Raw genomic sequence first — 24,154 nt, forward strand, 5'->3', positions numbered from 1 at the left:
ACACTGCCGCCGGTGAGCGGCATGAAAAAAAGGGCGGGATGAAACCCGCCCTTTCAAGATTTCTTGCGCTGTCCGGTCAGTGCGCCGTGGCGACCGGGGTGCCGCCATCAACGGCCTTGGCTGCTGCTGCCGCGGCCTCTTCGTCGGCCTCGTCCCATTCGATCGGCTCGGGTTTGCGCACCAGCGCAAGTTCCAGAACCTCGGACACGTGCTTGACCGGGATGATCTCCAGCCCTTCCTTCACGTTGTTCGGGATGTCGGCCAGATCCTTCTCGTTCTCTTCGGGAATCAGCACCGTCTTGATGCCACCCCTCAGAGCCGCGAGCAGTTTCTCCTTCAACCCGCCGATCGGCATAGCGTTGCCGCGCAGCGAAACCTCGCCGGTCATGGCGATATCCTTGCGGACCGGAATGCCGGTCAGGACCGACACGATCGAGGTCACCATCGCCAGGCCGGCGCTGGGGCCATCCTTTGGCGTCGCGCCGTCAGGCACGTGCACGTGGATGTCGATCTTGTCGAACTGCGGCGGCTTCACACCGATCTCGGGCGCGATCGAGCGCACATAGGACGAAGCGGCGTCGATGGATTCCTTCATCACTTCGCCCAGCTTGCCCGTGGTCTTCATGCGGCCCTTGCCTGGCAGCTTCAGCGCCTCGATATGCAGCAGATCGCCGCCGACCGAGGTCCAGGCCAGACCGGTCACCACGCCCACCTGATCGTCCTGTTCAGCCAGACCATAGCGGTATTTGGGCACGCCCAAGAATTCGTGCAGGTTTTCGGCGGTCACGGTCACGGACTCGGATTCCTTCTTGATGATCCGGGTCAGCGCTTTGCGCGCCACCTTGGCGATTTCGCGTTCCAGGTTCCGCACGCCCGCCTCGCGGGTATAGAACCGGATGATCGCAGTCAGCGCCTCGTCAGTCAGTTCGAATTCCTTGGTCTTCAGGCCATGGTTCTTGACCTGCTTTGGGATCAGGTGGCGCTTGGCGATCTCGCGCTTTTCGTCCTCGGTATAGCCGGCCAGCGGAATGATCTCCATCCGGTCCAGCAGCGGCCCAGGCATGTTGTAGCTGTTGGACGTGGTCAGAAACATCACGTTCGACAGGTCATATTCGACCTCAAGGTAGTGGTCCATGAACGTGCTGTTCTGTTCCGGGTCCAGCACCTCGAGCATGGCCGAGGCCGGATCACCACGGAAGTCCTGCCCCATCTTGTCGATTTCATCAAGCAGGATGAGCGGGTTCGTGGTTTTCGCCTTTTTCAGCGCCTGGATGATCTTGCCGGGCATCGAGCCGATATAGGTCCGACGGTGGCCGCGGATCTCGGATTCGTCGCGCACCCCACCCAATGAGATGCGGATGAACTCGCGCCCCGTAGCCTTGGCGACCGATTTGCCCAGCGAGGTCTTGCCCACGCCCGGAGGGCCGACAAGGCACATGATCGGGCCTTTCAGCTTCTTCGAACGTTGTTGCACCGCGAGATATTCGACGATCCTCTCCTTGACCTTTTCGAGGCCATAATGATCGGCGTCCAAGATCTCTTGCGCGCGGCTGAGGTCTTTCTTGACCCGCGACTTGGTGCCCCACGGCAGCGACAGCAACCAGTCGAGATAGTTCCGAACTACCGTCGCTTCGGCCGACATCGGGCTCATGTTGCGCAGCTTCTTAAGCTCGGCCTCAGCCTTTTCGCGGGCTTCCTTCGACAGCTTGGTCTCGGCGATCTTGGCTTCCAGTTCGGCAATCTCGTTCGCTCCGTCCTCGCCATCTCCCAACTCTTTCTGAATGGCCTTCATCTGCTCATTCAGGTAATACTCGCGCTGGGTCTTCTCCATCTGCGACTTGACGCGGGTCTTGATCTTCTTCTCGACTTGAAGAACCGACATCTCGCCCTGCATCAGGCCATAGACCTTCTCGAGCCGCTCGCTGATGCTGAGCGTTTCCAGCAGGTCCTGTTTCTGTTCGACCTCGATGCCCAGATGGCCCGAAACCAGATCGGCCAGCTTGGCTGGGTCGGTGGTGTCGCTGACCGCGGTCAAGGCTTCTTCGGGGATGTTCTTGCGGACTTTGGCGTAACGCTCAAATTCATCCGAAACGGTGCGCACCAGTGCCTGGGTCGTGGTCACGTCGCCAGGAATTTCATTCAGGTATTCGGCGCGGGCTTCGAAGAACTCGACGTTGTCCACGAATTCGGTGATCCGCACGCGCGCCTGACCTTCGACCAGAACCTTTACGGTTCCGTCGGGCAGCTTCAACAGCTGCAGCACATTGGCCAGCACACCGGTGCGATAGATTCCATCCGTATCCGGATCATCGACCGCTGGGTCGATCTGGCTGGACAGCAAAATCTGCTTGTCGTCCTGCATCACCTCTTCCAGCGCGCGCACCGATTTTTCACGGCCCACGAACAGCGGCACGATCATGTGCGGAAACACAACGATGTCGCGCAGCGGCAGGACGGGGTATGAGGAATTAAGAGGCTCTTGCATGCTCTATCCTTATCATTGGCAAGACGGCACTGACCCCTGTCGCAGGCAGCCCTTGGCCATCTCCTTCATTCGACGATAAAGGTGGGGCGCGGATCGCCCGGTTTCAACCTTTTCGCCGTACCTGTCCGAACACAATGACCTGACGCTGACGCGACTGCAAGGCATCAGCTGAGGCCCGATGCAGTTTTGGTCGCACGTGCATCAGATCGTATCAGAGCGGCTCGATGTCGCCCTGCGCCCGTTGCGCGTGGAACTCCGCCTGCCAGGCTCCGAAGGTGCCGGCGGCGATGGCGTCCCGCATACCCTGCATGATTTCCTGGAAGTAGTGCAGGTTGTGCCAGGTCAGCAGCATGCCCGAAATCATCTCGTTGGCGCGGAACACATGGTGCAGATAGGCACGCGAATAATTCGAGCAGGCCGGGCAAGTGCACTGTTCATCCAGCGGGCGCGGATCGTCGGCGTGGCGGGCATTCTTGATGTTTACCACGCCGCGGCGGGTGAACACCTGGCCCGTCCGCCCCGAGCGCGACGGCAGCACGCAATCCATCATGTCGATCCCGCGCGCCACGGCGCCCACGATGTCATCGGGCTTGCCCACGCCCATCAGATAGCGTGGTTTGTCGGTGGGCAGGAAATCGGGCGCATAATCCAGACAGCCGAACATGGCCTCCTGCCCTTCGCCCACGGCCAGGCCGCCAACGGCATAGCCGTCGAACCCGATGGCCTTCAGGGCCTCGGCGCTTTCCTCGCGCAGGTCCCGCTCCAACCCGCCTTGCATGATGCCGAACAGCGCGTGGCCGGGCCGATCGCCGAACGCCTCGCGGGACCGTTCGGCCCATCGCATCGACAGGCGCATCGACTCGGCGATCCGGTCGCGGTCGGCAGGCAAGGCGGGGCATTCGTCAAAGCACATGACGATGTCCGACCCCAGCAGGCGCTGGATCTCCATCGACCGCTCAGGTGTCAGCTCGTGCTTCGATCCGTCGATATGCGATTTGAAGGTCACGCCCTTTTCGGTGAGCTTGCGCAGGCCGGCCAGCGACATGACCTGAAACCCGCCCGAGTCGGTCAGAATCGGCCGGTGCCAGTTCATGAACTTGTGCAGGCCGCCCAAACGGTCGATCCGTTCGGCCGTGGGCCGCAGCATCAGGTGATAGGTGTTGCCCAGCAGGATGTCGGCGCCGGTCGCCCGCACGCTTTCGGGCATCATAGCCTTGACCGTCGCGGCCGTGCCCACGGGCATGAAGGCCGGCGTGCGCACCTCGCCCCGCGGCGTGTGGATCACGCCGGTGCGGGCCTTGCCGTCGGTGGCCTTCAGTTCGAATGAAAAACGCTCGGTCATGTCATCGCCTCGGGTCGCTGAACCGGGCAGGCTTTGCCCGATCGACGCGCGCAATGCAACCCGTCAGGGCAATGCCGCAACCCTTCGCGTGAATAGATCGACGACCTGATCGCCGTTCACGTCGGTGCACACCAGTACCGGCGGCCGCGACGGATCGGGCCGGGTCGCGCCCCGCGCCTCGCCATCAAGCGCGACCCGCAAACCGGTTTCGTGCAGGCTGAACATCGACCGGTGCGAACAGGCAATGACGGCGGTCGAGTCGTGCAGGCCGCAACCGTCCAACCCCGCCACCTCGCGGTAGAATTTCAGGTAGAACCGGGAAATGTCACGCAGGAACCCACCTGTTTCCGGGGCGCTTTGGGCCAGCGTCTCGAAATCATCGGCGCGGTACAGCGTTTTCAGCGTGACATCCAACCCCACCAGAACCGTTGGCGCCGGGGTCGAGAACACCTCGTCCGCCGCCACCGGATCGTGAAAGATGTTGGCCTCGGCATGGGCATTGATGTTGCCAGGGCAGAACACTGCCCCGCCCATGATGACCAACTGCCCGATATTGCCAGCAAATTCCGGGTCCAGCCGCATCGCGTCGGCAATGTTGGTCAACGGCCCAACCGCGCAGACCGTCAGGTCCTTGCCGTGCCGGCGCGCCATCTCCACCAGGAAGTCCGCCGCCGGCAGATCGTGGTTTTGCCCGATCTCGGGTATCTGGGTCAGGTCACCAAACCCCTCTTTGCCGTGAACGTGCCGCGATGGCACATGACCGTCGGCGCCACGCGCGACGCCGGCCCCCAAGGCAACCGGAACGTCCAACCTCAGCCGGTACGCAAGATAGCGGGCGTTGCGGCTGGATTGTTCCACATGCGTGTTGCCGAATACCGTGGTCAACCCCACCAGGTCGAATTCCGGCGCAGCGGCGGCATAGGCGATGGCCATCGCGTCGTCGATGCCCGGGTCGGTGTCGATGATCAGTTTCATCCCGCCCCGATAGCGCAATCAGTTGCGGATGCAAAGCAGTCACAGACCGGAATTTCGGCATTGCCCCGCGAATATCCGGCATGGGATTCCACTGCCGTTCCCGCCATACCAGAGTTGAAATCATGGGACTCAATCCCCAAATGTATACAATCGTACACAATAAAAGAGGACAGATATGACCGAAGACCAGATTATCGGACTGCTTTCATCCAACATCATTTACCTTCTGGCGGCCGTTCTGGTCGTCGTCGTCATCCTGAAGGGCATCAAGATCGTTCCGCAATCCGAAAAATATGTGGTCGAACGGTTCGGGCGCCTGCATTCGGTGCTGGGCCCCGGCATCAATTTCATCGTGCCGTTCCTGGACGTAGCGCGCCACAAGATCTCAATTCTGGAACGCCAGCTTCCCAACGCCACGCAGGACGCCATCACCAAGGACAACGTTCTGGTGCAGATCGACACATCTGTCTTCTACCGCATTCTGGAACCCGAAAAGACCGTGTACCGCATCCGTGATGTCGATGGCGCCATCGCCACCACTGTGGCGGGCATCGTGCGCGCCGAGATCGGCAAGATGGATCTGGACGAGGTTCAGTCGAACCGCGCGCAGCTGATCGAACGTATCCAGGAAAGCGTGGAAACCGCCGTTGATGACTGGGGCATAGAGGTGACCCGGGCCGAAATTCTGGACGTGAACCTTGATCAGGCCACCCGCGACGCCATGCTGCAGCAGTTGAACGCCGAGCGCGCCCGTCGCGCCCAGGTGACCGAGGCCGAGGGCCAGAAACGCGCCGTTGAGCTGCAGGCCGACGCCGAGCTTTATGCCGCCGAGCAGGCCGCCAAGGCGCGCCGTGTGCAGGCCGAAGCCGAGGCCTTTGCCACCGAGGTGGTCGCCAAAGCGATTCAGGCCAACGGTCTGGAAGCGGCCCAGTACCAGGTTGCCCTGAAACAGGTCGAAGCCCTGAACGCCCTGGGCAAAGGCAGTGGCAGCCAGACGATCGTGGTGCCCGCCAATGCGCTCGAGGCCTTCGGCAATGCCTTCAACATGTTGAAAGGGGGGAAATGATGGCTGACCCGTTCTGGCTGACCTGGTGGCTCTGGCTGGCGGCAGCGCTGGTTCTGGGCATCCTCGAAGTCGCCCTGCCCGGTTTCATCTTCCTGGGTTTCGCGATCGGCGCCGCCATCACGGGACTGCTTCTGGCGATCCCCGGCATTGGGCCGGACCTGGCCGTGCTGCTGCTGATCTTTGCGGTGCTGTCGCTGATCGCGTGGCTGATCCTGCGGCGCATGTTCGCTCTGCCGCACGGACAAGTGAAGACCTTTGACAAGGATATCAACGAATGACCACGATGGCGCCCCTTTCCCGGGCGCCATCCGCCTCTGGACGCTGGCGGCGGCTTTCCCTATATAATCGCTCAGGTAACAACCCGAGGCATCCATGACCCACCCAAGCGAACAGTTGGAAGGCACCCCTTTGATCGCGCCTTCTACGGTTGAGCACCCTCTGTACGAGTCCGTGGTCGAGGCCTGCCGGACCGTCTATGACCCTGAAATTCCCGTGAACATCTATGATCTGGGTCTGATCTACACGATCGAGATCAGCGATGACAACGCGGTCAAGGTCATCATGACACTGACCGCTCCGGGGTGCCCCGTGGCGGGCGACATGCCGGGCTGGGTAGTCGAGGCGATCGAGCCGGTGGCCGGGGTCAAGGAGGTGGACGTCGAACTGACCTGGGAGCCGCCCTGGGGCATGGAAATGATGTCGGACGAGGCCCGCCTGGAATTGGGCTTCATGTAACGCCGCAAGTCCGGGGTCGTCCCGGCACCCGGCATCGCGATCGCTCTTTGCCTGCGCTCATTTCAGGTCACAGGTTGCCTTGATCTCGGCGGCACGGGCGTCCAATTTATCGACATCTTCGCCCGACAACATCTTCAGCCTTTTCTGCTCGGCCCCCGCGACCAACCCGAGCAAGGCGCCGGTCGGCGTGATGACCAGAATGCTTTAGACCTGCTGCGCCCGGGCATTTTTCCGTTCGACGGAAATGGCTCTCAGATCGCCCTCGGCGGTGGTGCAATCGACCGGATGCTTGGCCGGATCACCCACGGCCGGCGAGGCGGACAGGGCAGCGACGACGCCGCACAGGATCGGTTTGAATGAGGATCGTATCATTTCCAGGCCTCCTGTCCAAAAGCGGTGGCGCGATCACACCGAACCGCCTTCAGCGTATAGGGATGCTCGCCACGGGCAATCTCGGTCATGGGCGAGGCGCGCCCGGCAGAAAAAGACACGAAACCACTGGGCCGGCTTGAGCCTTGCCCTCGGCCACCCTAGATTATGAACAACGCGCGAATACGGAGAGCATGATGTTTGGCATTCCCGGCAAGCAAGCCGTGACGATGACCCCGAAAGCGGCCGAGCAGATCGTTCGGCTGATGAAGTCGGGCGGCCATGCCGGCCTGCGCATCGGCGTCAAAAAGGGCGGATGCGCCGGCATGGAATACACAATGGAATATGTCGATCAGGCCGACCCGAATGACGAGGTCGTCGAACAGGACGGCGCCCGGGTAATGATTGCGCCCATGGCACAGATGTTCCTGTTCGGCACGGAAATCGACTATGAAACCTCGCTGCTGGAATCGGGGTTTAAATTCAAGAATCCTAACGTGGTCGATGCCTGCGGCTGCGGCGAATCGATCAAGTTCGACGAGTCGCTGGCCCAGCAGGGCTAAGGGTTCTGTTTCAGGTGCAGATAAGTTTCCTGAAAGCGCCGGGTCAGATGTTCCCCGGCGCTGATCGTCCGGCCTGAACCGGGCGGTGCGACATTTGTGTCGTAGGAGGGGTTGAAGAACAGCGGAACCGAGATCCGCTCGTCCCGGCCGCCCCTGACGCGGTGCATGGTGGCCTTGACGCGCCCGGCGGTCCAGAATTCCAGCATTTCCCCGAAATTGATGATGAAGGTGCCGGGGTCAGCCTGCACCGGTTGCCATTCGCCCCCGGGCATCTGAACCTCGAGCCCGGGCTGGCCGTCGGTGGCCAGAAGGGTCAGACAGCCATAGTCGGTATGCGCGGCGATTCCGAAATCCTTGTCACCCGCCCAGTCCGGGCGCCGGGGATAGTAGTTGCCGCGCAGCAAGGCCATCGGCGTATCGAATGCTCGGTCGAAGCTGTTTGCATCCCGCCCCAGGGCACAGGCAATGGCCCGAAGGATCCGCATCGCCACGGCACAGGCGTCCGCGTAATAGGCCTGGATGACGGCGCGAAACTCGGGCGGCTGCACGGGCCACAAGTTCGGCGCATAGACGCTCAGCCCCCGGCCCTGGTACGGGTTTCCCGGCGGCAGTTCGAACCCGCAATCGAACACTTCCTTGTAATCGGGGTTGGCGTCCGGGTCGACCTGCTCGGACCCGGGCGCGCCCCAGCCGCGGTTCGCGCCCGTCCGCGCCATGTCGACGGCCCGCTTGTCGGCGCGCGGCAGGTGAAAGAACACGCGGTAGGTCTCGATGACAGAACGCACGCGATCTGCGGTCAATCCGGTATTAGAGACGGTCAGAAACCCGACCCGCTGCGCAGCATCGGCAAGGCGCGTCAGGTCCTCGGGCGCGCGGTGGTCCAGTTTCGCAAGATTAAGGTCGTCAATCATCGGCATACAGGGCAAATTGGCCCCCGCAGAGTGGCGGCGAACCCGGTGCTCTGCAACCGGAATTGTCACGCCCGACCAGCGGTGCTAACTGGGATGCGACCATATTTGCATCAACGACCGCGGAGGACCCGACATGCGACGCAAGCTGGCGGCAGGCAACTGGAAGATGAACGGAACCGGGGCCGCGCTGTCCGAGTTGCAAACGCTGAAACAAAGCCACCCCGCGCCCACGGTCGACATCCTGATCTGCCCACCGGCCACCCTGATCCACCGCGCGGCGCAGACGGTCGGGGGTGGCATCGCCATCGGCGGTCAGGACTGCCATGCCGAACGCTCAGGCGCGCATACGGGCGACATCAGCGCCGAGATGCTGAAGGACGCGGGTGCGACCCATGTAATACTGGGGCATTCCGAGCGGCGCGAGGACCACGGCGAACAGGATGAGGACGTGCGCGCCAAGGCCCGCGCGGCCATGGATACCGGACTGATCGCCATCATCTGCGTCGGCGAAAGCCTCGAGCAGCGCGAGGCAGCCAATACGCTGGACATCATCGGCGGGCAACTGTCGGGGTCGGTGCCCGACCAGTCGACCGGCGAAAACCTGGTGATCGCCTACGAGCCGATCTGGGCCATCGGCACCGGCAAGGTCCCGACGCTTGACGAGATCGGCGAGGTTCACGACTTCATCCGCGCCCGGCTTGAACGGCGGTTCGGCGAGGGCGTGGGGCGGTCGGTGCGGTTGCTGTACGGCGGCTCGGTAAAACCGGCCAATGCGGCCGAGATCTTCGGCGTGTCGAACGTGGATGGCGCGCTGGTCGGCGGGGCCAGCCTGAAGGCCCGCGATTTCTCGGGCATCATCTCGGCGCTCGAACAGGCCTGACCCGTCTACTGCCACATGGATGCCGGCCTGGCCGTGCGATCACCTGAAACCCGGGACCGGAACCATGAAAGTCTGTGTCATCTGCATGAAATGGGGCGATGTCTATGGCCCCGAATACGTCAACCTGTTGTACCGGTCGGTTCAGGACAACCTGTCGATCGAGCATGACTTCATCTGCATTTCCGATGATTTCACGGGGCTCGAGCCCGGCATCAAACGGCAGCCCTTTGCCTTTCCCCAGTTGGACCGCCCGCTGTGGACGCATGGAAAATGGCCCAAGCTGCAGATGTTTGACCGCCGGCTCGTCGGCCAGTACGATGCGGCGCTGTTTCTGGACCTCGACCTGCTGATCACCGGCGATCTCGATCCGCTGTTTCAGATCACGCTGGACAAGGGCGGGCTGTATCTGATGCCCAAATTCCGCGGCTTCGTCTGGCGGATGATTCCGGCTGGTGTCTGGGATCTTGTGCCGTGGCTGATGAACAAGGTCACCCGTGGCAATTCATCCGTGGTGGGCTTTGTCCCGTCCCAGCAATATCACCTGTTCGACGACTTTGACGGCGACACCCATCTGCCGAAATACGAAAACGACCAGAACTATATCTCGGACCTAGCCTACAAGCGTCGGTGTTTCCCCAAGAACTGGTGCATCGGACTGATTCATCTGGTGCCCTACTGGCCGTTCGGCCTGGTCTACAGACCCTACCGAAACCTGCCCCGGCGCCCCAAGATCGTGATCTTCAATGGCCGGCCCAATCCCGATGAACTTGTCAACGATGACATCGGATCTTGGGGCGCACGGCGGCGGCGAGGCTACGGGGGCATCCGGTGGGTCGCGGACTATCTGGCGAAATACGGCGACCCGGCCTGAGGGACCCGAACCGGCGCACCGGTTCGGATCGGATCTTTCCCGCTAGTTCGTTATGATCTCGGGGCCCATGAAGGTGTTCGGTAACACCGTCGAGATCCACGGGATGTAGGTGACCATGATCAGGAACACGAACAGCACCGCCAAGAAGGGCAGCGCGGCGCGGACCACGCTCATCATCGGCATGCCTGCGACGCCCGAGGTGACGAACAGGTTCAGACCGACGGGCGGCGTAATCATCCCGATCTCCATGTTGACCACCATGATGATCCCTAGGTGAATCGGGTCGATGCCCAGTTCGATGGCGATCGGGAACACCAAGGGCGCCACGATGACCAGCAGCCCCGAGGGCTCCATAAACTGACCGCCGATCAGCAGGATCACGTTCACCACGATCAGGAAGGTCACCGGCCCCAGCCCCGCTGACAACATCGCGTTGGCGATATGCTGCGGCACCTGCTCGTCGGTCAGAACATGCTTGAGGATCAGTGCGTTGGCGATCACGAACAGCAGCGTCACCGTCAGCTTGCCGGCCTCGAACAACGTGTGCTTGGTGTCCGCATGGAAGAACGCGGTGATCAAGGCATGGGGCTTTTTCAGCAGCGACATATTCTGTTCGCCATCGGCCGTGCGTAGCGGTCCCATGTCCTTGTAGACGAAGCTGGCGATGAAGAAGGCGTAAACAGCCGCCACCGCCGCGGCTTCGGTCGGGGTAAAAATCCCGCCGTAGATACCGCCCAGGATAATGACGATCAGGAACAGACCCCAGGCCGCCTCGCGCGCCGATTCAAAGATCTCGCCCCAGCCCAGCCAATCGCCCTTGGGCAGGTTCTTGACCTTGGCCATGACATAGATCGTCACCATCAGCATCAGTCCTGCCATCAAGCCCGGGATCACGCCGGCCAGGAACATCCGGCCCACCGACACTTCGACGGCGGCGGCATAGACGACCATCACGATCGACGGCGGGATCAGGATGCCCAGCGTACCCGCGTTGCAGATCACCCCCGCGGCGAATTCTTTCGAATAGCCCACCTGCCGCATCCCGGCGATCACGATCGACCCGATGGCAACCACTGTTGCGGGCGACGAACCCGACAAGGCCGCGAATAGCATACACGCAAACACGCCAGCAATCGCCAGACCGCCCGGCAGGTGTCCGACGCAGGCGATGGAAAAACGGATGATCCGCCGCGCCACCCCGCCCGTCGTCATGAAGGACGAGGCCAGGATAAAGAACGGGATCGCCAGCAGGGTGAAATGCCCCTCGAAGGCTTCGAACAGCGTTGCGGCGACCGAGGCCAGCGAGCTGTCGGAATAGATCAGCAGGAACAGGGTCGAGCTGAGGCCGAGCGCCACCGCGATCGGAACGCCGATCAGCAGCAGCCCCACGACCATTGAGAAAAGAAAGACAACGTCCATCAGTCATGCTCTCCCTGCTGGGCCCGGACTTCTTCGATTTCGTCCTCGACTTCGTGACTGGCTACAAGACGGTCGGTTTCACCGCGCCAGATCTGCACGCCCACCTGGGCGAAGCGGATCACCAACAGCAGCATGGAAACCGGCAGCACCAGATAAGGCACGACTTTGGGAAGTTTTTCGTAATGTTCGCCATAGTTTATGAGGTCTTCCAGGAAGCGCAACGGCGCGACCATGGGAATGTCGTCGACCTCATAGAAACTCTGGCTGCGGGCCGAAAAGTCAAAGCCTGTGGGGAACCAGCGCCCCGAGGTCGGCGGTAGGTCGGCAAATACGGCCCAATAGTCGTAGGCCCCTTTCAACATCAGCAGCGAGAAGATCAAACAGAAGCCAACGGATACCAGCGCCATGATCCGGCGCGGCCCAGGCGCCAGCATGTTCAGGATCGCATCCACACCCAGATGGGCGTGCTTCTTGACCGCGTACGACGCTCCCAGCAGAACCAGCCATCCAAAGGCGAACACGGTCAGTTCCAGCGCCCACAGGATGTTGGAATTGAAGACGAAGCGCGCGATTACGTTGGCGAAGGTCACCACGGTCATCAAACCAAGCAACGCCGCGATCAGGGTTTCTTCGATATGGTCGACCAGCCCGGTCGGGCCGGATTTCGCACCAGACATCTTTCTGTCCCCACGTTTTTTTTCATTGAGAGAATTAGTAGCGGGCCGTCGGGCCCGCCCTGCCCGTCCCTCGGCAACGCGCAGGTTGCCAAGGGGTCGGGCGCGGCCGGATCAGAACCCGGCGTTGATGGCCTGCGCCGCGTCGATCTTGTCCTGACCAACGTCGCCGGCGAACTTCTCCCAGACCGGCTTCATCGCGTCGACCCAGGCCTGACGCTGTTCTGGCGTCAGCTGGCGGATGGTGCCGCCGGCGTCGATGATCGCCTGCTTGGCCTGTTCGTTGACCGCGAACGACTCTTTGTTTCGCTGCTCGGTCACCTCGGCAAGGATCGTCAGGAACTGCTCACGCACGTCCGGTTCCAGGCTGTCAAGCCAGTCCACCGAGGTCACGACAAGATAGTCGATGATGCCGTGGTTGGTTTCGGTAATGCCGTCCTGCACCTCGAAGAACTTCTTGCCGTAGATGTTCGACCAGGTGTTTTCCTGCCCGTCGACAACGCCCTGCTGCAGGGCACCATAGACTTCCGAGAAGGCCATTTTCTGCGGACTGCCGCCGATGGCTTCCATCTGTGCCACCAGCACGTCAGACGACTGCACGCGGAATTTCAGTCCGTTTGCATCACTGGGCAGAGTCAGCGGCTTGTTGGCCGACATCTGCTTCATGCCGTTATGCCAGAAGGCCAGGCCCTGCAGGCCGCGGCGCTGCATGCTGTCCTTCATCGCCTGACCGGCCTCGGAGGCCTGGAAGGCATCCACCGCGTCGATGTTCTTAAACATGAACGGCAGGTCGAACAGGCGGAACTGCTTGGTGAACTTCTCGAATTTCGACAGCGAGGGCGCGGCTAGTTGCACGTCACCCTGCAGCATCGCCTCCAGCACCTTGTCGTCGTTGTAGAGCGTAGAGTTCGGATAGACCTCCATGCACATCTTGCCATTCATTTCCTCGTTCACGCGCTTTTCCAGCAGAGAGGCGGCGATGCCCTTGGGGTGCTTGTCGGTGTTGGTCACATGCGCGAATTTGACGACGATCTCGCCCTCATCGCACTGGGCGAAGCCGGCCGTAGCGGTCACGGACAGGGCCAGAGCGGTCGCAGCTGTTGCAAGAAATTTCATGTTGGTGTCCTCCCAGACGTTTTGAAACCTCCGTTGGCGCCCACCAAGGCGCCAGATGCGAAGAAGTGAAGCGAATCGGAGGTAGCCAATCAACGTTTCGGAGATTTTGCGCGAATTTTGATTTTTTCTGTTTATTATCTGATTGTTGAAAAGCGTATTCAACATGCTTGTCTGACCGCCGGGGGCGCGATGTGCGAAAATCCGCACACCAAGGTGGCCACCCGTGCGAAAATCCGCACACCTGTCGAATCGCCTGCGAATCGCCAACGGCCTAGCGGCGATAGTCCTCCGGGCGGATGCCATAGCGCGCCAGCTTGTCATAGAAGGTTTTGCGCGGCAGCTTCAGCGACCGAGCAGCCTCCGAGGCCTTGCCGTTGTGCCGCCCCAGCGCTGCGATCAAGAGCGACCGCTCGACCCGGGCCATCTGCTCGGCCAGTCCCAGATCGGCCGCCGTCGCCACCTCCTCCGGCATACCCAGGACAAATCGCATGGCCGCCGACATCAGCGACCGGGCGTTGCCCGGCCAGTCGCGCGCCATCAGGCTGGCCAGGTGTTCGGGCGTGACCTCGGGCGCGGCGATCCCGGCCTGTTCTGCCGCCTGAGCCACATAGTGGCGAAAGATCACGGGGATGTCTTCGGGGCGTTCCGCCAGGGACGGCACCCGAACCCGCATCACGTCCAGCCGATAGAACAGATCGGCGTTGAACTGACCCTCGGCCACCAGCGCGGCAAGATCCGCGGTCGTGCCGGCGATGATGCGCACCCCTGCGCCCGCCTCGATCAGGTCGAGCGTGGCGTATTGTGTGGCCTCGGGCATCGCCGACACCTCGTCCAGAAACAGAGAGCCACCAGCCGCATCCCCAGCCACCTGACGCAGATCCTGCGCCGTCAGCCCGGCCGCCGGGCGCTTGACGAACGGTCCCTGCGCCCGCGGCGACATCAGGTGGACCACCTCGGCGACCTTCGAGATGCCGCTGCCCGGCGGACCAGTCACCAGAACCTCGGCTTGGGTCGGGGCCACGCTGCGCACGCGGGCGCGCAGGTCCTCGGCCTGGGGGGAGTGTCCGAACAGCAGCCGCGCGGCCGGGTCGCCCTTTTCCAACTCGCGTTTTGCCCGGCGTTCGGCCAGCACTTCGGCCCGGTTGGCGAAGGCCCGATCGAGCACTGCCAACAGATCCGCGGCCGCGCAGGGTTTTTCAAGAAAGTCGAAAGCTCCCTGCCCCATGGCCTGCACCGCCATGGGTATGTCGCCCTCGCCCGTCAGCAGGACTACCGGCAGGTCGGGATCGGCCGACCGGGCATACGACAGCAGATGAAACCCGTCGCGCCCCGGCATGCGGATGTCCGACAGGATCACGCCGGGAAAGCCGGCGTGGATATGATCCTTGGCGGCCACGAACGACCCCGCCGGAATGACCGTCAGTTCGGCCAGTTCCAGCGTCTGGGCCAGGGCCTCGCGCACGGCGGCGTCATCATCTACCAACAGGACCGAGCGGATCATGCGGCGACTTCCTTTTCGAACGGTTCCAGTTCGACGGTGAATACGGCACCATCCTCCGTGTTGGCGCCGCGTATTTCGCCGCCGAAGCTTTGCACCAGACCGTACGAGATGGACAGGCCCAACCCCATGCCCTCGGACGAGCCGACCGTCTTGGTGGTATAGAACGGCTCGAACACGCGGTCGGGGTCGGCGATGCCGGGACCGGTGTCGCGGATGCCGACCCGGATGCGCTCGGCCCGGTCAAGGGTGATGGTCAGCTGCCGCCGGTCGCGGCCCTCCATGGCGTCTGCGGCATTGTTGATGAGATTCACGAAAACCTGCACCAGCCGCACCTCGCCGCCCCAGGCCGGAACGGGTGTATTGGGCGGTTGCCAGTCCACGGCGATGCCATCGGATTTCAGGCGGCTTTCGGTCAGTTCGACGGCGGTGTTCAGCACTTGCACCAGATCGACCTTGCCCATCGGCTCGCTCTCATTGCGCGCAAAGGCCCGCAAGTTCTTGATGATACGCGCCATCCGCGCGGCCATGTCCGAGATACGACCCAGGTTTTCGCGCGCTTTTTCGGTGTTGTCCCGAGCCAGAAAGGCGGCGCCGTTGTCGGCGAATTGGCGGATTGCCATCAGCGGCTGATTCAATTCGTGGCTGATGCCGGCCGACATCTTGCCAAGTGCGCTGAGCTTGCCCGCCTGGACCAGATCGGCCTGCGCGCGTTTCAGCGCGGCTTCGGCCTCCTGCCGTTCGGCCACCTCTCGGCGCAGGGCGGCGTTCGCGGCCGTCAGCGCGCGGGTGCGCTGGGCCACGCGGCTTTCCAGGACCGCGTTGGCCTGCGCCAGGGTGCGCCGACGTTCAGTGGCCAGAAATAGCAAGGCCCCGAAGGCCATGCAGATCGCCGCGACCGCCGCCGCCTGCAAGGCGGCAAGCCGGCGGGCCGGTGCGACATCCATCAGCACTTCTCCGGTCATGCCGATCACAGGCAGATCCCGGGTCAGGTGCAAGGCCCGCCGGGGCAGATACGGGCCCCAGCCGATGGTCCACACTTCATGCGGACCGATCCGGGTGGACCGGAAGTCCCCCGCCGGCTGACCGGGTGGCCGCAGGCCCACCACGCCGGGTGGTCGGGACCAGAACAGCAGCTCGGACCGGTTGGTGATGAAGACCTGCCCCGACCGGTCGACGAAGAACACCGCCTCGGTGCTGCCGCGCCAGGTGCGTTCGACATCTTCGACATCGGCAATCACCATCAACACGCCTCTGACCCGTCCGTCGGGCGCAAAGGACGGCGCGGCGTAGGAATAGATCCGGTTCCCAGTTTCCCCCAGCACGCCATGCGCGCTGCCCAGGGCGCCCTGCATCGCGCGCCGAAACGCCGAGAGGCCGGCCACATTGCCGCCCACCACGTCCAGCGCCGCGGCCAGCACGCGACCCGAAGTATCCGCAAAAATCACATCCACCGCCGAGGACTTGTCGGCGACCTCCAGCAGCAGCGCCCGCGCGGCGGCCCGGTCGGCCTCGGTCTCCAGATCGCGCAGCGCCGGATGCTCGGACATCAGAACCGCCAGTTCCTGATACACCTGCAACTGCGAGCTCAGCCGGTCCGAAGCCAGTTCCAGATCGGCCTGTGCCTTTTCGCTCAGCTGAAACAGGGCCTGACGATAGCCGTAAGACCACACCCCGGCCGCCAACAGCGCGACCGCCAACAGAAAACCGACCGGAACAAGAAGCCTTTGCATGTTACAGGGTCTTGCATTCACGAAGGCTCATGGCAAGTCTGTCGGCCATGATCATTCTGTCGCAAGCCCCCACCGACCAAACCTTCGTGCAGAACCCCTATGCGTTCTATCACACCGCGCGACAGCATAGCGATCTGGTGTACTGGCCCGAATATGACATGCCCGCCGCAGTGTCTCATGCCGCCGTGCAGGCCCTGCTGCGCGACCGGCGGTTCGGGCGCGAGGTGCCACCCGAGCAGGCGACCGCGGGCCCAGACCACCTGGCGCCCTGGCTTACTGTCGAGGCGCATTCGCTGCTTGAGACCGAACCGCCCCGCCATACCCGCTTGCGGTCACTAGTGCTGCGCGCCTTCACCTCGCGGGCGATCACCGCGCTGGCGCCCGATATCGAACGCTTGTGCCATGACCTGATCGACGCCTTCCCGGACGCGCGCTTCGACCTGCTGGATGCCTATTGCACCCAGGTTCCGGTAATCACGATCTGCCGCCTGCTGGGTGTGCCCGAATCCATGGCGCCGCAACTGCTGGACTGGTCGCACGCGATGGTGGCCATGTATCAGGCCAGCCGCACGCGCCATACCGAGGACGATGCCGCCCGCGCATCCGCCGCGTTCACCGCGTTTCTGAACGACTACGTCGATCAGCGCCGCTCAGACCCGCGCGACGACCTGATCACCCGGCTGATCGCCGCCGAGGAGGACGGCGAGAAACTTTCGCGCGATGAACTGATCGCCACCTGCATCCTGCTGCTGAATGCCGGTCACGAGGCGACGGTGCATTCCCTCGGCAACGGCGTGAAAACCCTGCTTGAGACGGGAACCGGGGCCGAGGCGCTGACAGCCGACCGCATCGACGCCACGGTCGAGGAGATCCTGCGCTATGACCCGCCACTGCACATGTTCACCCGGTACGCCTACGAGGAGGCCGAGGTATTCGGTCACAGCTTTGCCCGCGGCGACCAGGTGGCGCTGCTGCTGGGGGCGGCCAATCGCGACCCTTCGGTATGGGCCGACCCCGACCGGTTCGACCCGACGCGCGAGATCCAGACCAACACCAGCTTTGGCGGCGGCCTGCATTTCTGCGTCGGCGCGCCGCTGGCGCGGCTGGAAATGCGCATCGCCCTGCCCATCCTGTTCGACCGCTGCCCCGGCCTGCACCTGACCGAACCGCCGGTCTATTCCAACAGCTACCACTTCCACGGGTTGCGACGGCTGATGGTGCGGGTCTGATCAGGCCTCGGCCAGCGCGTTAAGGGGCAGCATGGTGGTCGACTTGATCTCTTCCATCGACAGCAGGGCGGTCACGTTGTAGACCCGCACCTCGGAAATCAGCGCCTGATAGAACGCATCATACGCGCGCGCGTTCCTGACCCGCACCTTGAGGATGTAATCGATATCGCCCGCCAGCCGGTGCGCCTCCTGCACTTCGGGACGATCACGCAGGGCCTTGAGGAACTTGCGCTGCCAGTCGGCCTCGTGTTCCGAGGTACGGATCAGTACGAAGAACGTGGCCTCGAACCCCAGCGCCTCGGCATCCAGCAGAACGGTCTGCTGCCCGATGATCCCGGCTCCCTTCATCTTGCGGATGCGATTCCAAACCGGCGTCTTCGAACTGCCGACGCGGGCCGCGATTTCGTCCAGCGACTGGCTGGCGTCGCGCTGCAGCTCGGCCAGAATTTTCCGATCCATGTCGTCAATGCGCACCGACATTCCAATTTTCCTTTCGTTTCGAAACTCACGTCCTGAATGGTGGATCCATTGGAACGTTCGTTCTTATTTGTCGCGCAATCTGGCGAATAATGGGGAATATTTCCTATATTGCAGGTCAAGTCAAACAACCGGCGGACCGCCCAGATGCAACAAACGCACACAGCCCAAAAGACCTGCCATGTCGATTTCGTCGGCGCGGGTCCCGGTGATCCGGACCTGCTGACGGTCAAGGCTCTGACCGCGTTCGGCAGGGCCGACGTGGTGCTGCACGACCGGTTGATCAGCGACGCCATCCTGCAGATCGCCGGCCGGTCGGCCCGGCTGATCGACGTGGGCAAGGCCGGTTTCGGCCCCTCGTGGCGGCAAGAGGACATCGACGCACTGCTGGTACGGCTGGCCTTGGAAGGGCAGCGCGTGGTGCGCCTGAAATCCGGAGACGCCACCGTCTTTGGCCGCCTAGACGAAGAAATCGAAGCGCTGGATGCGGCGGGCATTTCCTGGGCCATCATTCCCGGAATCACCGCCGCCTCGGCCGCGGCCGCCAGCATCGGGCAAAGCCTGACGCGCCGAGGCCGCAATTCGTCGGTCCGGTTCCTGACCGGGCACGACATGCAAGGCTTTGCCGATCACGACTGGGCCGGGCTGGCGCGTCCGGGGTCGGTGGCCGCGATCTACATGGGCAAGAAATCCGCCCGTTTCATCCAGGGTCGCCTGCTCATGCACGGCGCCGACCGGGCCACGCCCGTTACCCTGATCGAAAACGCCTCGCGCCCCGACCAGCGGATTTTGGAAACCACGCTGGACCGGTTGGCGTCCGACCTGTCGCAAGCCGACATGACCGGCCCTGCGCTGATGTTCTATGGCCTTGCCCCGCGCGCCGCGGTCCGGGCCGCAACCGAATTGAAGAAGGAGCACGCCTGATGGCCCGCGCTTTTACACCGAAAGTCGTTACCGCCAACGATCTGCTGGAAGGCGACGTGATCTATCTGACCGCCGATGACCGCTGGTCGCGCGATCTGCGCGAGGCCGAGTTGATCACCGACGAAGCGCACGCGCAGCTGCGCCTGCTGGACGCGCAGCGGCAGGTGGACAAGATCGTCGGCGCCTATCTGGCCGATGCCGTCGCCGGGGAAAACGGCCCCGAACCCACCCATTTCCGGGAAGACTTCCGCCGCACCGGCCCGTCCAACTATGCCCACGGCAAACAGGAATCTTCCCCGCAGCCCCGGGCCTGACCTTAGGCCCCTCTCTCCCCATAAAAAGGCCCCGGGCTCCGGGGCTGCAAAAAGGACAGCCAGACCATGTATCGCTACTCCGAGTTTGACAAAGCCTTTCTGACCGAACGCAACAAGCAGTTCCGCGCCCAGGTCGAGCGCCGCATCGACGGTTCGCTGACCGAGGACGAGTTTAAGCCCCTGCGCCTGATGAACGGCCTGTATCTGCAACTGCACGCCTACATGCTGCGGGTGGCGATCCCCTATGGCACGCTCAACAGCGCCCAGATGCGTCAGCTGGCCCTGCTGGCCGAGAAGTGGGACAAGGGTTACGGCCATTTCACCACGCGCCAGAACATTCAGTACAACTGGCCCAAGCTGCGCGACGTGCCCGACATGCTGGACGCGCTGGCCGAGGTCGGCCTGCACGCGATCCAGACCAGCGGCAACACCATCCGCAACGTGACCGCCGACCATTTCGCCGGTGCCGCCGCGGATGAGATCGCCGATCCGCGCCCCTATGCCGAGCTGCTGCGCCAGTGGTCCACAGACCACCCGGAATTCCAGTTCATGCCACGCAAGTTCAAGATCGCCATCACCGGGTCCGAGCACGACCGTGCCGTGATCAAGGCCCACGACATCGGCCTGCAACTTGTCGAGCGCGACGGCGTTCTGGGTGCCCGCGTTTTGGTGGGGGGCGGCTTGGGCCGCACGCCGATGATCGGCAAGGAGCTGTCTGATTTCGTCGCCTTCGACGACCTGCTGGCCTATCTCGAGGCCACCGTTTCGGTCTGGAACCAGATCGGCCGGCGCGACAACAAGTACAAGGCGCGCATCAAGATCACCGTGCATGAACACGGCATCGACGCCATCCGCACCAAGGTGAACGAGCGCTTCCTGCAGGTGCGCCCGCAGTTCAAGGGCGCCGACATGGCGCTGCTGGATCAGATCAAGGCGCATTTCGCGCCGCCCGCCTTCCGCGAAGTCTCGGTCGCGGCGTTCGAGAGCGCCTATTCGAACGACCCGGTCTTCCGGTCGTGGATAGACACCAACATTGCACCGCACAAGCAGGCGGATCACGCGATCGTCACGATCTCGCTCAAGAAGCACGGGGCAACGCCGGGTGATGCGACCGCCGAGCAGATGCGCGTGATGGCCGATCTGGCCGAGCAATACGCCTATGACGAGCTGCGCATCAGCCACGAGCAGAACGTGATCCTGCCGCATGTCCACAAATCGGACCTGCCCGCGATCCACGCCAAGCTGAAAGAGCACGGACTGGCCACCGCGAATATCGGCCTGATCAGCGACATCATCGCCTGCCCCGGCATGGACTATTGCGCGCTGGCGACGGCCCGCTCGATCCCTGTCGCGCAGCAGATCGCGACCCGGTTCGACGAGCTGAAGCTGGAGCACGACATCGGCCACCTGAAGATCAAGATTTCGGGCTGCATCAACGCGTGCGGGCACCACCATGTGGGCCATATCGGCATCCTGGGCCTGGATCGCGCCGGAGTGGAGAACTACCAGATCACGCTGGGCGGAGACGCCACCGAAACGGCCGCCATCGGCGACCGCACCGGTCCGGGCTTTGCCTATGACGAGATCGTTCCGGCCATCGAGCGGATCATCGAGACCTATCTGGACCAGCGCGAAAGCCCCGAGGAGACCTTTCTGGAGACCTATCGCCGGATTGGAATGGCCCCGTTCAAGGCGGCCCTCTACCCCGAGGCCCGGGCCAATGCCGCTTGACGAAATCCAGACCGAGCTGGGCAAGGAGCGCCAGGTGCTGACCGAGAAGGTCGAGGCGCTCAACGCCCGCTACCGGCATCACAGCGCCCACGACGTCATGCATGGGGCGCTGGAAAATGCGGGCAAGATCGCCCTGGTTTCCAGCTTTGGTGCCGAGTCTGTGGTGTTGCTGCACATGGCTGCGGTGATCGACAAGAACACCCCGGTGCTGTTCGTGGACACCCAGATGCTGTTCGCCGAGACGCTGATCTATCAGCAGGAGGTGAGCGAGCGCCTTGGGCTGAAGAACGTGCGGGTCATCCGCGCCGACGAAGAGGACCTGCAGCGGGACGACCCCTATGGCGCGCTACGGCTGAAGGACCCGGATGCCTGCTGCACCCTGCGCAAGACGATCCCGCTGCAGCGGGCGCTGGCGGGTTATGACGGCTGGATCACCGGGCGCAAGCGGTTCCAGTCGGGCACCCGCGCCGCACTCGAATTCTTTGAGGTCGAGGACGGCACCGGCCGGATCAAGGTCAACCCGCTGGCCCACTGGGCGCCCGAGGACGTGCGCGCCTACATGGAAGAAAACCGGCTGCCGCGGCACCCGCTGGTGGCCAAGGGATACCCTTCGATCGGCTGTGCGCCCTGCACCTCGCCGGTGAAGGAAGGCGAAGACCCCCGCGCCGGGCGCTGGCGCGATCAGAACAAGGAAGAATGCGGCATCCATTTCGTGAACGGCAAGATGGTGCGCAGCGGAGAGAAAACATGACTGTTATCGTGACCGATGGGGGCTTTGCCCCCGATGACTGGACCGACGGCTTCGTCTCGCTGGACGATGCCGCAAACGACGTGATCGCGTTGGACGTGACGTCGGACACCGACCCCGACGCGCTGTTCGAGCGGCTGGGCAATGCACAGATGGTGCGGGTGGATTTCCCCTCTTTCGCCGACGGGCGCGGTTTCACCATCGCGCGCGTCCTGCGCCTAAAGGGCTATACCGGCCGCCTGCGCGCCAAGGGGCACGTTCTGGCCGACCAATACGCAATGGCACGGCGCAGCGGCTTCGACGAGGTCGAGATCGACGCCGAGCTTGCCGCCCGCCAGCCCGAGGACCAATGGCTGGCCCGCGCCAACTGGCAGGGCCACGACTATCAGGCCCGCCTGCGCGGCTGACGCGACAAACGGGGCAATCTGCCCCCTTTTCCTGACATGGATCAAAGATTAAACGGAGATGCCGGTTTAGCAGACCGGCAGGTGAAACGATGACCGAGATGAAGCCCGTGACCGAAGCAACCGCCGTGAAGGCCCCTACCCTGCCTGACGCTCAGACCGTCACCGAAGTGAAGCACTGGACCGACAGTCTGTTCTCGTTCAAGGTGACGCGCCCGCAATCGCTGCGGTTCCGCTCGGGCGAGTTCGTGATGATCGGCCTTCTGGGCGACAACGGCAAACCGCTGCTGCGCGCCTATTCCATCGCTTCGCCAGCCTGGGATGACGAGCTGGAATTCTACTCGATCAAGGTGCCGGACGGCCCGCTGACCTCGAAACTGCAGCACATCAAGCAGGGCGACCAGATCATCCTGCGGCCCAAGCCGGTGGGGACGCTGGTGCATGACGCGCTGCTGCCGGGCAAACGGATCTGGTTCTTTGCAACCGGCACCGGGTTTGCGCCCTTTGCCTCGCTGCTTCGCGAACCGCAGACATATGAGGACTATGACGAGGTCATCATCACCCACACCTGCCGCGAGGTGGCCGATCTGGAATACGGCCGCCAACTGATCGAGAAGATCAAGCAGGACGAGATGCTGTCCGAACTGATCGGCGAAGGTTTTGCCGACAAGATCCGCTATTACCCGACCACCACCCGCGAACAGAGCCCCAAGATGGGCCGGATCACCGACCTGCTGAAGGACGGCACCGTGTTCAAGGATCTGGGCATCGAGGGCGGGATCAAGCCCGAAACCGACCGCGCCATGGTCTGCGGGTCGCTGGCCTTCAACCACGACATCAAGGCCATTCTCGAAGAGTTCGGCCTGCGCGAAGGCGCCAATTCCGACCCGAAAGAGTTCGTGATCGAAAAGGCCTTTGTCGGCTGAAGTAGGAAATGGCCGGTGCCCCAGGCGCCGGCCGCCGCCCCGGGCGCGGTCGGGGCAAAGAATTTCGCGCGCCGCCTGCTTTATCCCGCTTGAAAGACGCGGGGTCTCAGTTTAAATTCCCGGCTCGAAATTCTGCAATTATCAAAGGAATGAACCCATAGCTCGCAGACCTCACAACGCGCCGCCGCAACGCGACACCGGCCCGCGCGTCAATGACAAGATCCGTGCCCCCGAAATCCGCCTGATCGGCGCCGATGGTGAAAATATCGGGGTGGTTCATCCCGCCAAAGCCATGCAACTCGCCGCCGACGCCGGCCTGGACCTGGTCGAGATTTCGCCCAACGCGAATCCGCCGGTCTGCAAGATCATGGACTTCGGCAAGTACAAGTACGAAACGCAGAAGCGCGAAGCCGAAGCCCGCAAGAAACAGAAAATCATCGAAGTGAAAGAGGTCAAGTTCCGGCCCAACACCGACACGCATGACTATGACGTGAAGATGCGGAACGTGGTCAAGTTTCTTGAGAAGGGCGACAAGGTCAAGGTGACCCTGCGCTTCCGCGGCCGCGAGATGGCGCACCAGAATCTGGGGCGCGAACTGCTTGAGCGCGTGGCCGAGGACGTCAAGGAAATCGGCAAGATCGAGAACATGCCGAAGATGGAAGGCCGCCAGATGATCATGATGATCGGGCCGCTGCCACAGAAGTAACCCAGCACCTGTTCAGGGCATCAAGGCTCCCTCGGATCGAGGGAGCCTTTTTCGTTGG

The 24,154-nt window shown here is 62.9% G+C and carries 24 protein-coding genes and 1 pseudogene; 14 read left to right on the plus strand and 11 right to left on the minus strand.

The genetic code is table 11. The features are described from left to right. Positions 1-76 precede the first annotated feature (76 nt). The 3 genes from lon to AC2FMD_RS10935 all read right to left on the minus strand — a co-directional run bounded on the left by lon (position 77) and on the right by AC2FMD_RS10935 (position 4,802). On the minus strand, positions 77-2,485 hold the full coding sequence (gene lon / locus AC2FMD_RS10925) for an endopeptidase La (protein ID WP_496741296.1): 2,409 nt from the start codon (positions 2,483-2,485) through the stop codon (positions 77-79). Positions 2,486-2,696: 211 nt separating this feature from the next. Then, on the minus strand, positions 2,697-3,827 hold the full coding sequence (tgt, locus tag AC2FMD_RS10930; RefSeq protein ID WP_496688270.1) for a tRNA guanosine(34) transglycosylase Tgt: 1,131 nt from the start codon (positions 3,825-3,827) through the stop codon (positions 2,697-2,699). Between the two features lie 63 nt (positions 3,828-3,890). Then, positions 3,891-4,802 (minus strand): nucleoside hydrolase, encoded by a 912-nt coding sequence (locus tag AC2FMD_RS10935; protein WP_496741298.1) that lies wholly within the window; start codon positions 4,800-4,802, stop codon positions 3,891-3,893. A 175-nt stretch (positions 4,803-4,977) separates the two neighbouring features. Here AC2FMD_RS10935 and AC2FMD_RS10940 point away from each other — a divergent pair, with 175 nt between their 5' ends. The 3 genes from AC2FMD_RS10940 (at position 4,978) to AC2FMD_RS10950 (ending at position 6,603) form a co-directional block, all read left to right on the plus strand. Continuing rightward, a complete protein-coding gene (locus AC2FMD_RS10940; RefSeq protein ID WP_496679807.1) occupies positions 4,978-5,868 on the plus strand; it encodes an SPFH domain-containing protein in 891 nt (296 codons plus the stop codon). Then, positions 5,868-6,146: an NfeD family protein gene (locus tag AC2FMD_RS10945; RefSeq protein ID WP_496679805.1), complete on the plus strand. Its 279-nt coding sequence runs from the start codon at positions 5,868-5,870 to the stop codon at positions 6,144-6,146. The genes AC2FMD_RS10940 and AC2FMD_RS10945 overlap by 1 nt, the downstream gene beginning before the upstream one ends. Positions 6,147-6,240: 94 nt before the next feature. Beyond that, positions 6,241-6,603, plus strand: a complete 363-nt coding sequence (locus AC2FMD_RS10950; RefSeq protein WP_005983465.1) for an SUF system Fe-S cluster assembly protein — start codon at positions 6,241-6,243, stop codon at positions 6,601-6,603. Between the two features lie 204 nt (positions 6,604-6,807). Here AC2FMD_RS10950 and AC2FMD_RS10955 read toward each other — a convergent pair whose 3' ends face one another. After that, positions 6,808-6,975, minus strand: coding sequence for a hypothetical protein (locus tag AC2FMD_RS10955; RefSeq protein WP_496741300.1), 168 nt, complete (start codon positions 6,973-6,975; stop codon positions 6,808-6,810). A gap of 194 nt (positions 6,976-7,169) precedes the next feature. On the opposite strand from AC2FMD_RS10955, the gene AC2FMD_RS10960 reads away from it, so the two are divergent. Then, positions 7,170-7,535: a HesB/IscA family protein gene (locus AC2FMD_RS10960; RefSeq protein WP_149775221.1), complete on the plus strand. Its 366-nt coding sequence runs from the start codon at positions 7,170-7,172 to the stop codon at positions 7,533-7,535. Here AC2FMD_RS10960 and AC2FMD_RS10965 read toward each other — a convergent pair. Then, complete coding sequence (locus tag AC2FMD_RS10965) at positions 7,532-8,446, minus strand: isopenicillin N synthase family dioxygenase (RefSeq protein ID WP_496741302.1); 915 nt, start codon at positions 8,444-8,446, stop codon at positions 7,532-7,534. The genes AC2FMD_RS10960 and AC2FMD_RS10965 overlap by 4 nt on opposite strands. A gap of 133 nt (positions 8,447-8,579) precedes the next feature. Between AC2FMD_RS10965 and tpiA the strand changes: the two genes are divergently transcribed. Both tpiA and AC2FMD_RS10975 read left to right on the plus strand, forming a co-directional pair. Next, the gene (gene tpiA / locus AC2FMD_RS10970) at positions 8,580-9,326 is read left to right on the plus strand and encodes a triose-phosphate isomerase (protein WP_496741304.1); all 747 of its coding nucleotides are present in this window, start codon (positions 8,580-8,582) and stop codon (positions 9,324-9,326) included. Positions 9,327-9,390: 64 nt separating this feature from the next. Next, positions 9,391-10,197 (plus strand): hypothetical protein, encoded by an 807-nt coding sequence (locus AC2FMD_RS10975; RefSeq protein ID WP_496794997.1) that lies wholly within the window; start codon positions 9,391-9,393, stop codon positions 10,195-10,197. Between the two features lie 42 nt (positions 10,198-10,239). Here AC2FMD_RS10975 and AC2FMD_RS10980 read toward each other — a convergent pair whose 3' ends face one another. The 5 genes from AC2FMD_RS10980 to AC2FMD_RS11000 form a co-directional block, all read right to left on the minus strand. Continuing rightward, positions 10,240-11,616 carry a TRAP transporter large permease gene (locus AC2FMD_RS10980; RefSeq protein WP_496688260.1) on the minus strand — a complete coding sequence of 459 codons (1,377 nt, stop codon included), beginning with the start codon at positions 11,614-11,616 and terminating at the stop codon, positions 10,240-10,242. Beyond that, on the minus strand, positions 11,616-12,293 hold the full coding sequence (locus tag AC2FMD_RS10985; protein ID WP_496679794.1) for a TRAP transporter small permease: 678 nt from the start codon (positions 12,291-12,293) through the stop codon (positions 11,616-11,618). Before AC2FMD_RS10985 ends, AC2FMD_RS10980 begins: the two co-directional genes overlap by 1 nt. 111 nt (positions 12,294-12,404) lie before the next feature. Then, a complete protein-coding gene (locus tag AC2FMD_RS10990) occupies positions 12,405-13,406 on the minus strand; it encodes a DctP family TRAP transporter solute-binding subunit (protein WP_496713163.1) in 1,002 nt (333 codons plus the stop codon). A gap of 271 nt (positions 13,407-13,677) precedes the next feature. Continuing rightward, on the minus strand, positions 13,678-14,907 hold the full coding sequence (locus tag AC2FMD_RS10995; protein WP_496794998.1) for a sigma-54-dependent transcriptional regulator: 1,230 nt from the start codon (positions 14,905-14,907) through the stop codon (positions 13,678-13,680). Beyond that, positions 14,904-16,637, minus strand: coding sequence for a sensor histidine kinase (locus AC2FMD_RS11000; protein ID WP_496794999.1), 1,734 nt, complete (start codon positions 16,635-16,637; stop codon positions 14,904-14,906). The genes AC2FMD_RS10995 and AC2FMD_RS11000 overlap by 4 nt, the downstream gene beginning before the upstream one ends. 47 nt (positions 16,638-16,684) lie before the next feature. Here AC2FMD_RS11000 and AC2FMD_RS11005 point away from each other — a divergent pair, with 47 nt between their 5' ends. Then, complete coding sequence (locus tag AC2FMD_RS11005) at positions 16,685-17,866, plus strand: cytochrome P450 (protein WP_496795071.1); 1,182 nt, start codon at positions 16,685-16,687, stop codon at positions 17,864-17,866. On the opposite strand, the gene AC2FMD_RS11010 is transcribed toward AC2FMD_RS11005, so the two are convergent. Continuing rightward, positions 17,867-18,346 carry an Lrp/AsnC family transcriptional regulator gene (locus tag AC2FMD_RS11010; RefSeq protein WP_149775231.1) on the minus strand — a complete coding sequence of 160 codons (480 nt, stop codon included), beginning with the start codon at positions 18,344-18,346 and terminating at the stop codon, positions 17,867-17,869. It lies immediately after the preceding gene. Between the two features lie 162 nt (positions 18,347-18,508). Between AC2FMD_RS11010 and cobA the strand changes: the two are divergent. The 7 genes and pseudogenes from cobA to infC all read left to right on the plus strand — a co-directional run. Continuing rightward, positions 18,509-19,267 (plus strand): annotated as a pseudogene (gene cobA / locus AC2FMD_RS11015) (uroporphyrinogen-III C-methyltransferase); the annotation flags it as partial. Beyond that, complete coding sequence (locus tag AC2FMD_RS11020; protein WP_496679783.1) at positions 19,267-19,581, plus strand: DUF2849 domain-containing protein; 315 nt, start codon at positions 19,267-19,269, stop codon at positions 19,579-19,581. The pseudogene cobA and the gene AC2FMD_RS11020, both read left to right, overlap by 1 nt. A gap of 66 nt (positions 19,582-19,647) precedes the next feature. Beyond that, entirely contained in the window at positions 19,648-21,312 is a 1,665-nt protein-coding gene (locus AC2FMD_RS11025) for a nitrite/sulfite reductase (RefSeq protein WP_496741314.1), read from the plus strand. Continuing rightward, on the plus strand, positions 21,302-22,063 hold the full coding sequence (locus tag AC2FMD_RS11030; RefSeq protein WP_496741316.1) for a phosphoadenylyl-sulfate reductase: 762 nt from the start codon (positions 21,302-21,304) through the stop codon (positions 22,061-22,063). Before AC2FMD_RS11025 ends, AC2FMD_RS11030 begins: the two co-directional genes overlap by 11 nt. Continuing rightward, complete coding sequence (locus tag AC2FMD_RS11035; protein WP_496679776.1) at positions 22,060-22,467, plus strand: DUF934 domain-containing protein; 408 nt, start codon at positions 22,060-22,062, stop codon at positions 22,465-22,467. The genes AC2FMD_RS11030 and AC2FMD_RS11035 overlap by 4 nt, the downstream gene beginning before the upstream one ends. A gap of 89 nt (positions 22,468-22,556) precedes the next feature. Then, positions 22,557-23,390, plus strand: a complete 834-nt coding sequence (locus AC2FMD_RS11040) for a ferredoxin--NADP reductase (protein WP_496741318.1) — start codon at positions 22,557-22,559, stop codon at positions 23,388-23,390. A 244-nt stretch (positions 23,391-23,634) separates the two neighbouring features. Beyond that, entirely contained in the window at positions 23,635-24,096 is a 462-nt protein-coding gene (gene infC / locus AC2FMD_RS11045; protein ID WP_496741392.1) for a translation initiation factor IF-3, read from the plus strand. Positions 24,097-24,154 lie beyond the last annotated feature (58 nt).

Source organism: Ruegeria sp. BHSC276, from assembly GCF_059612945.1.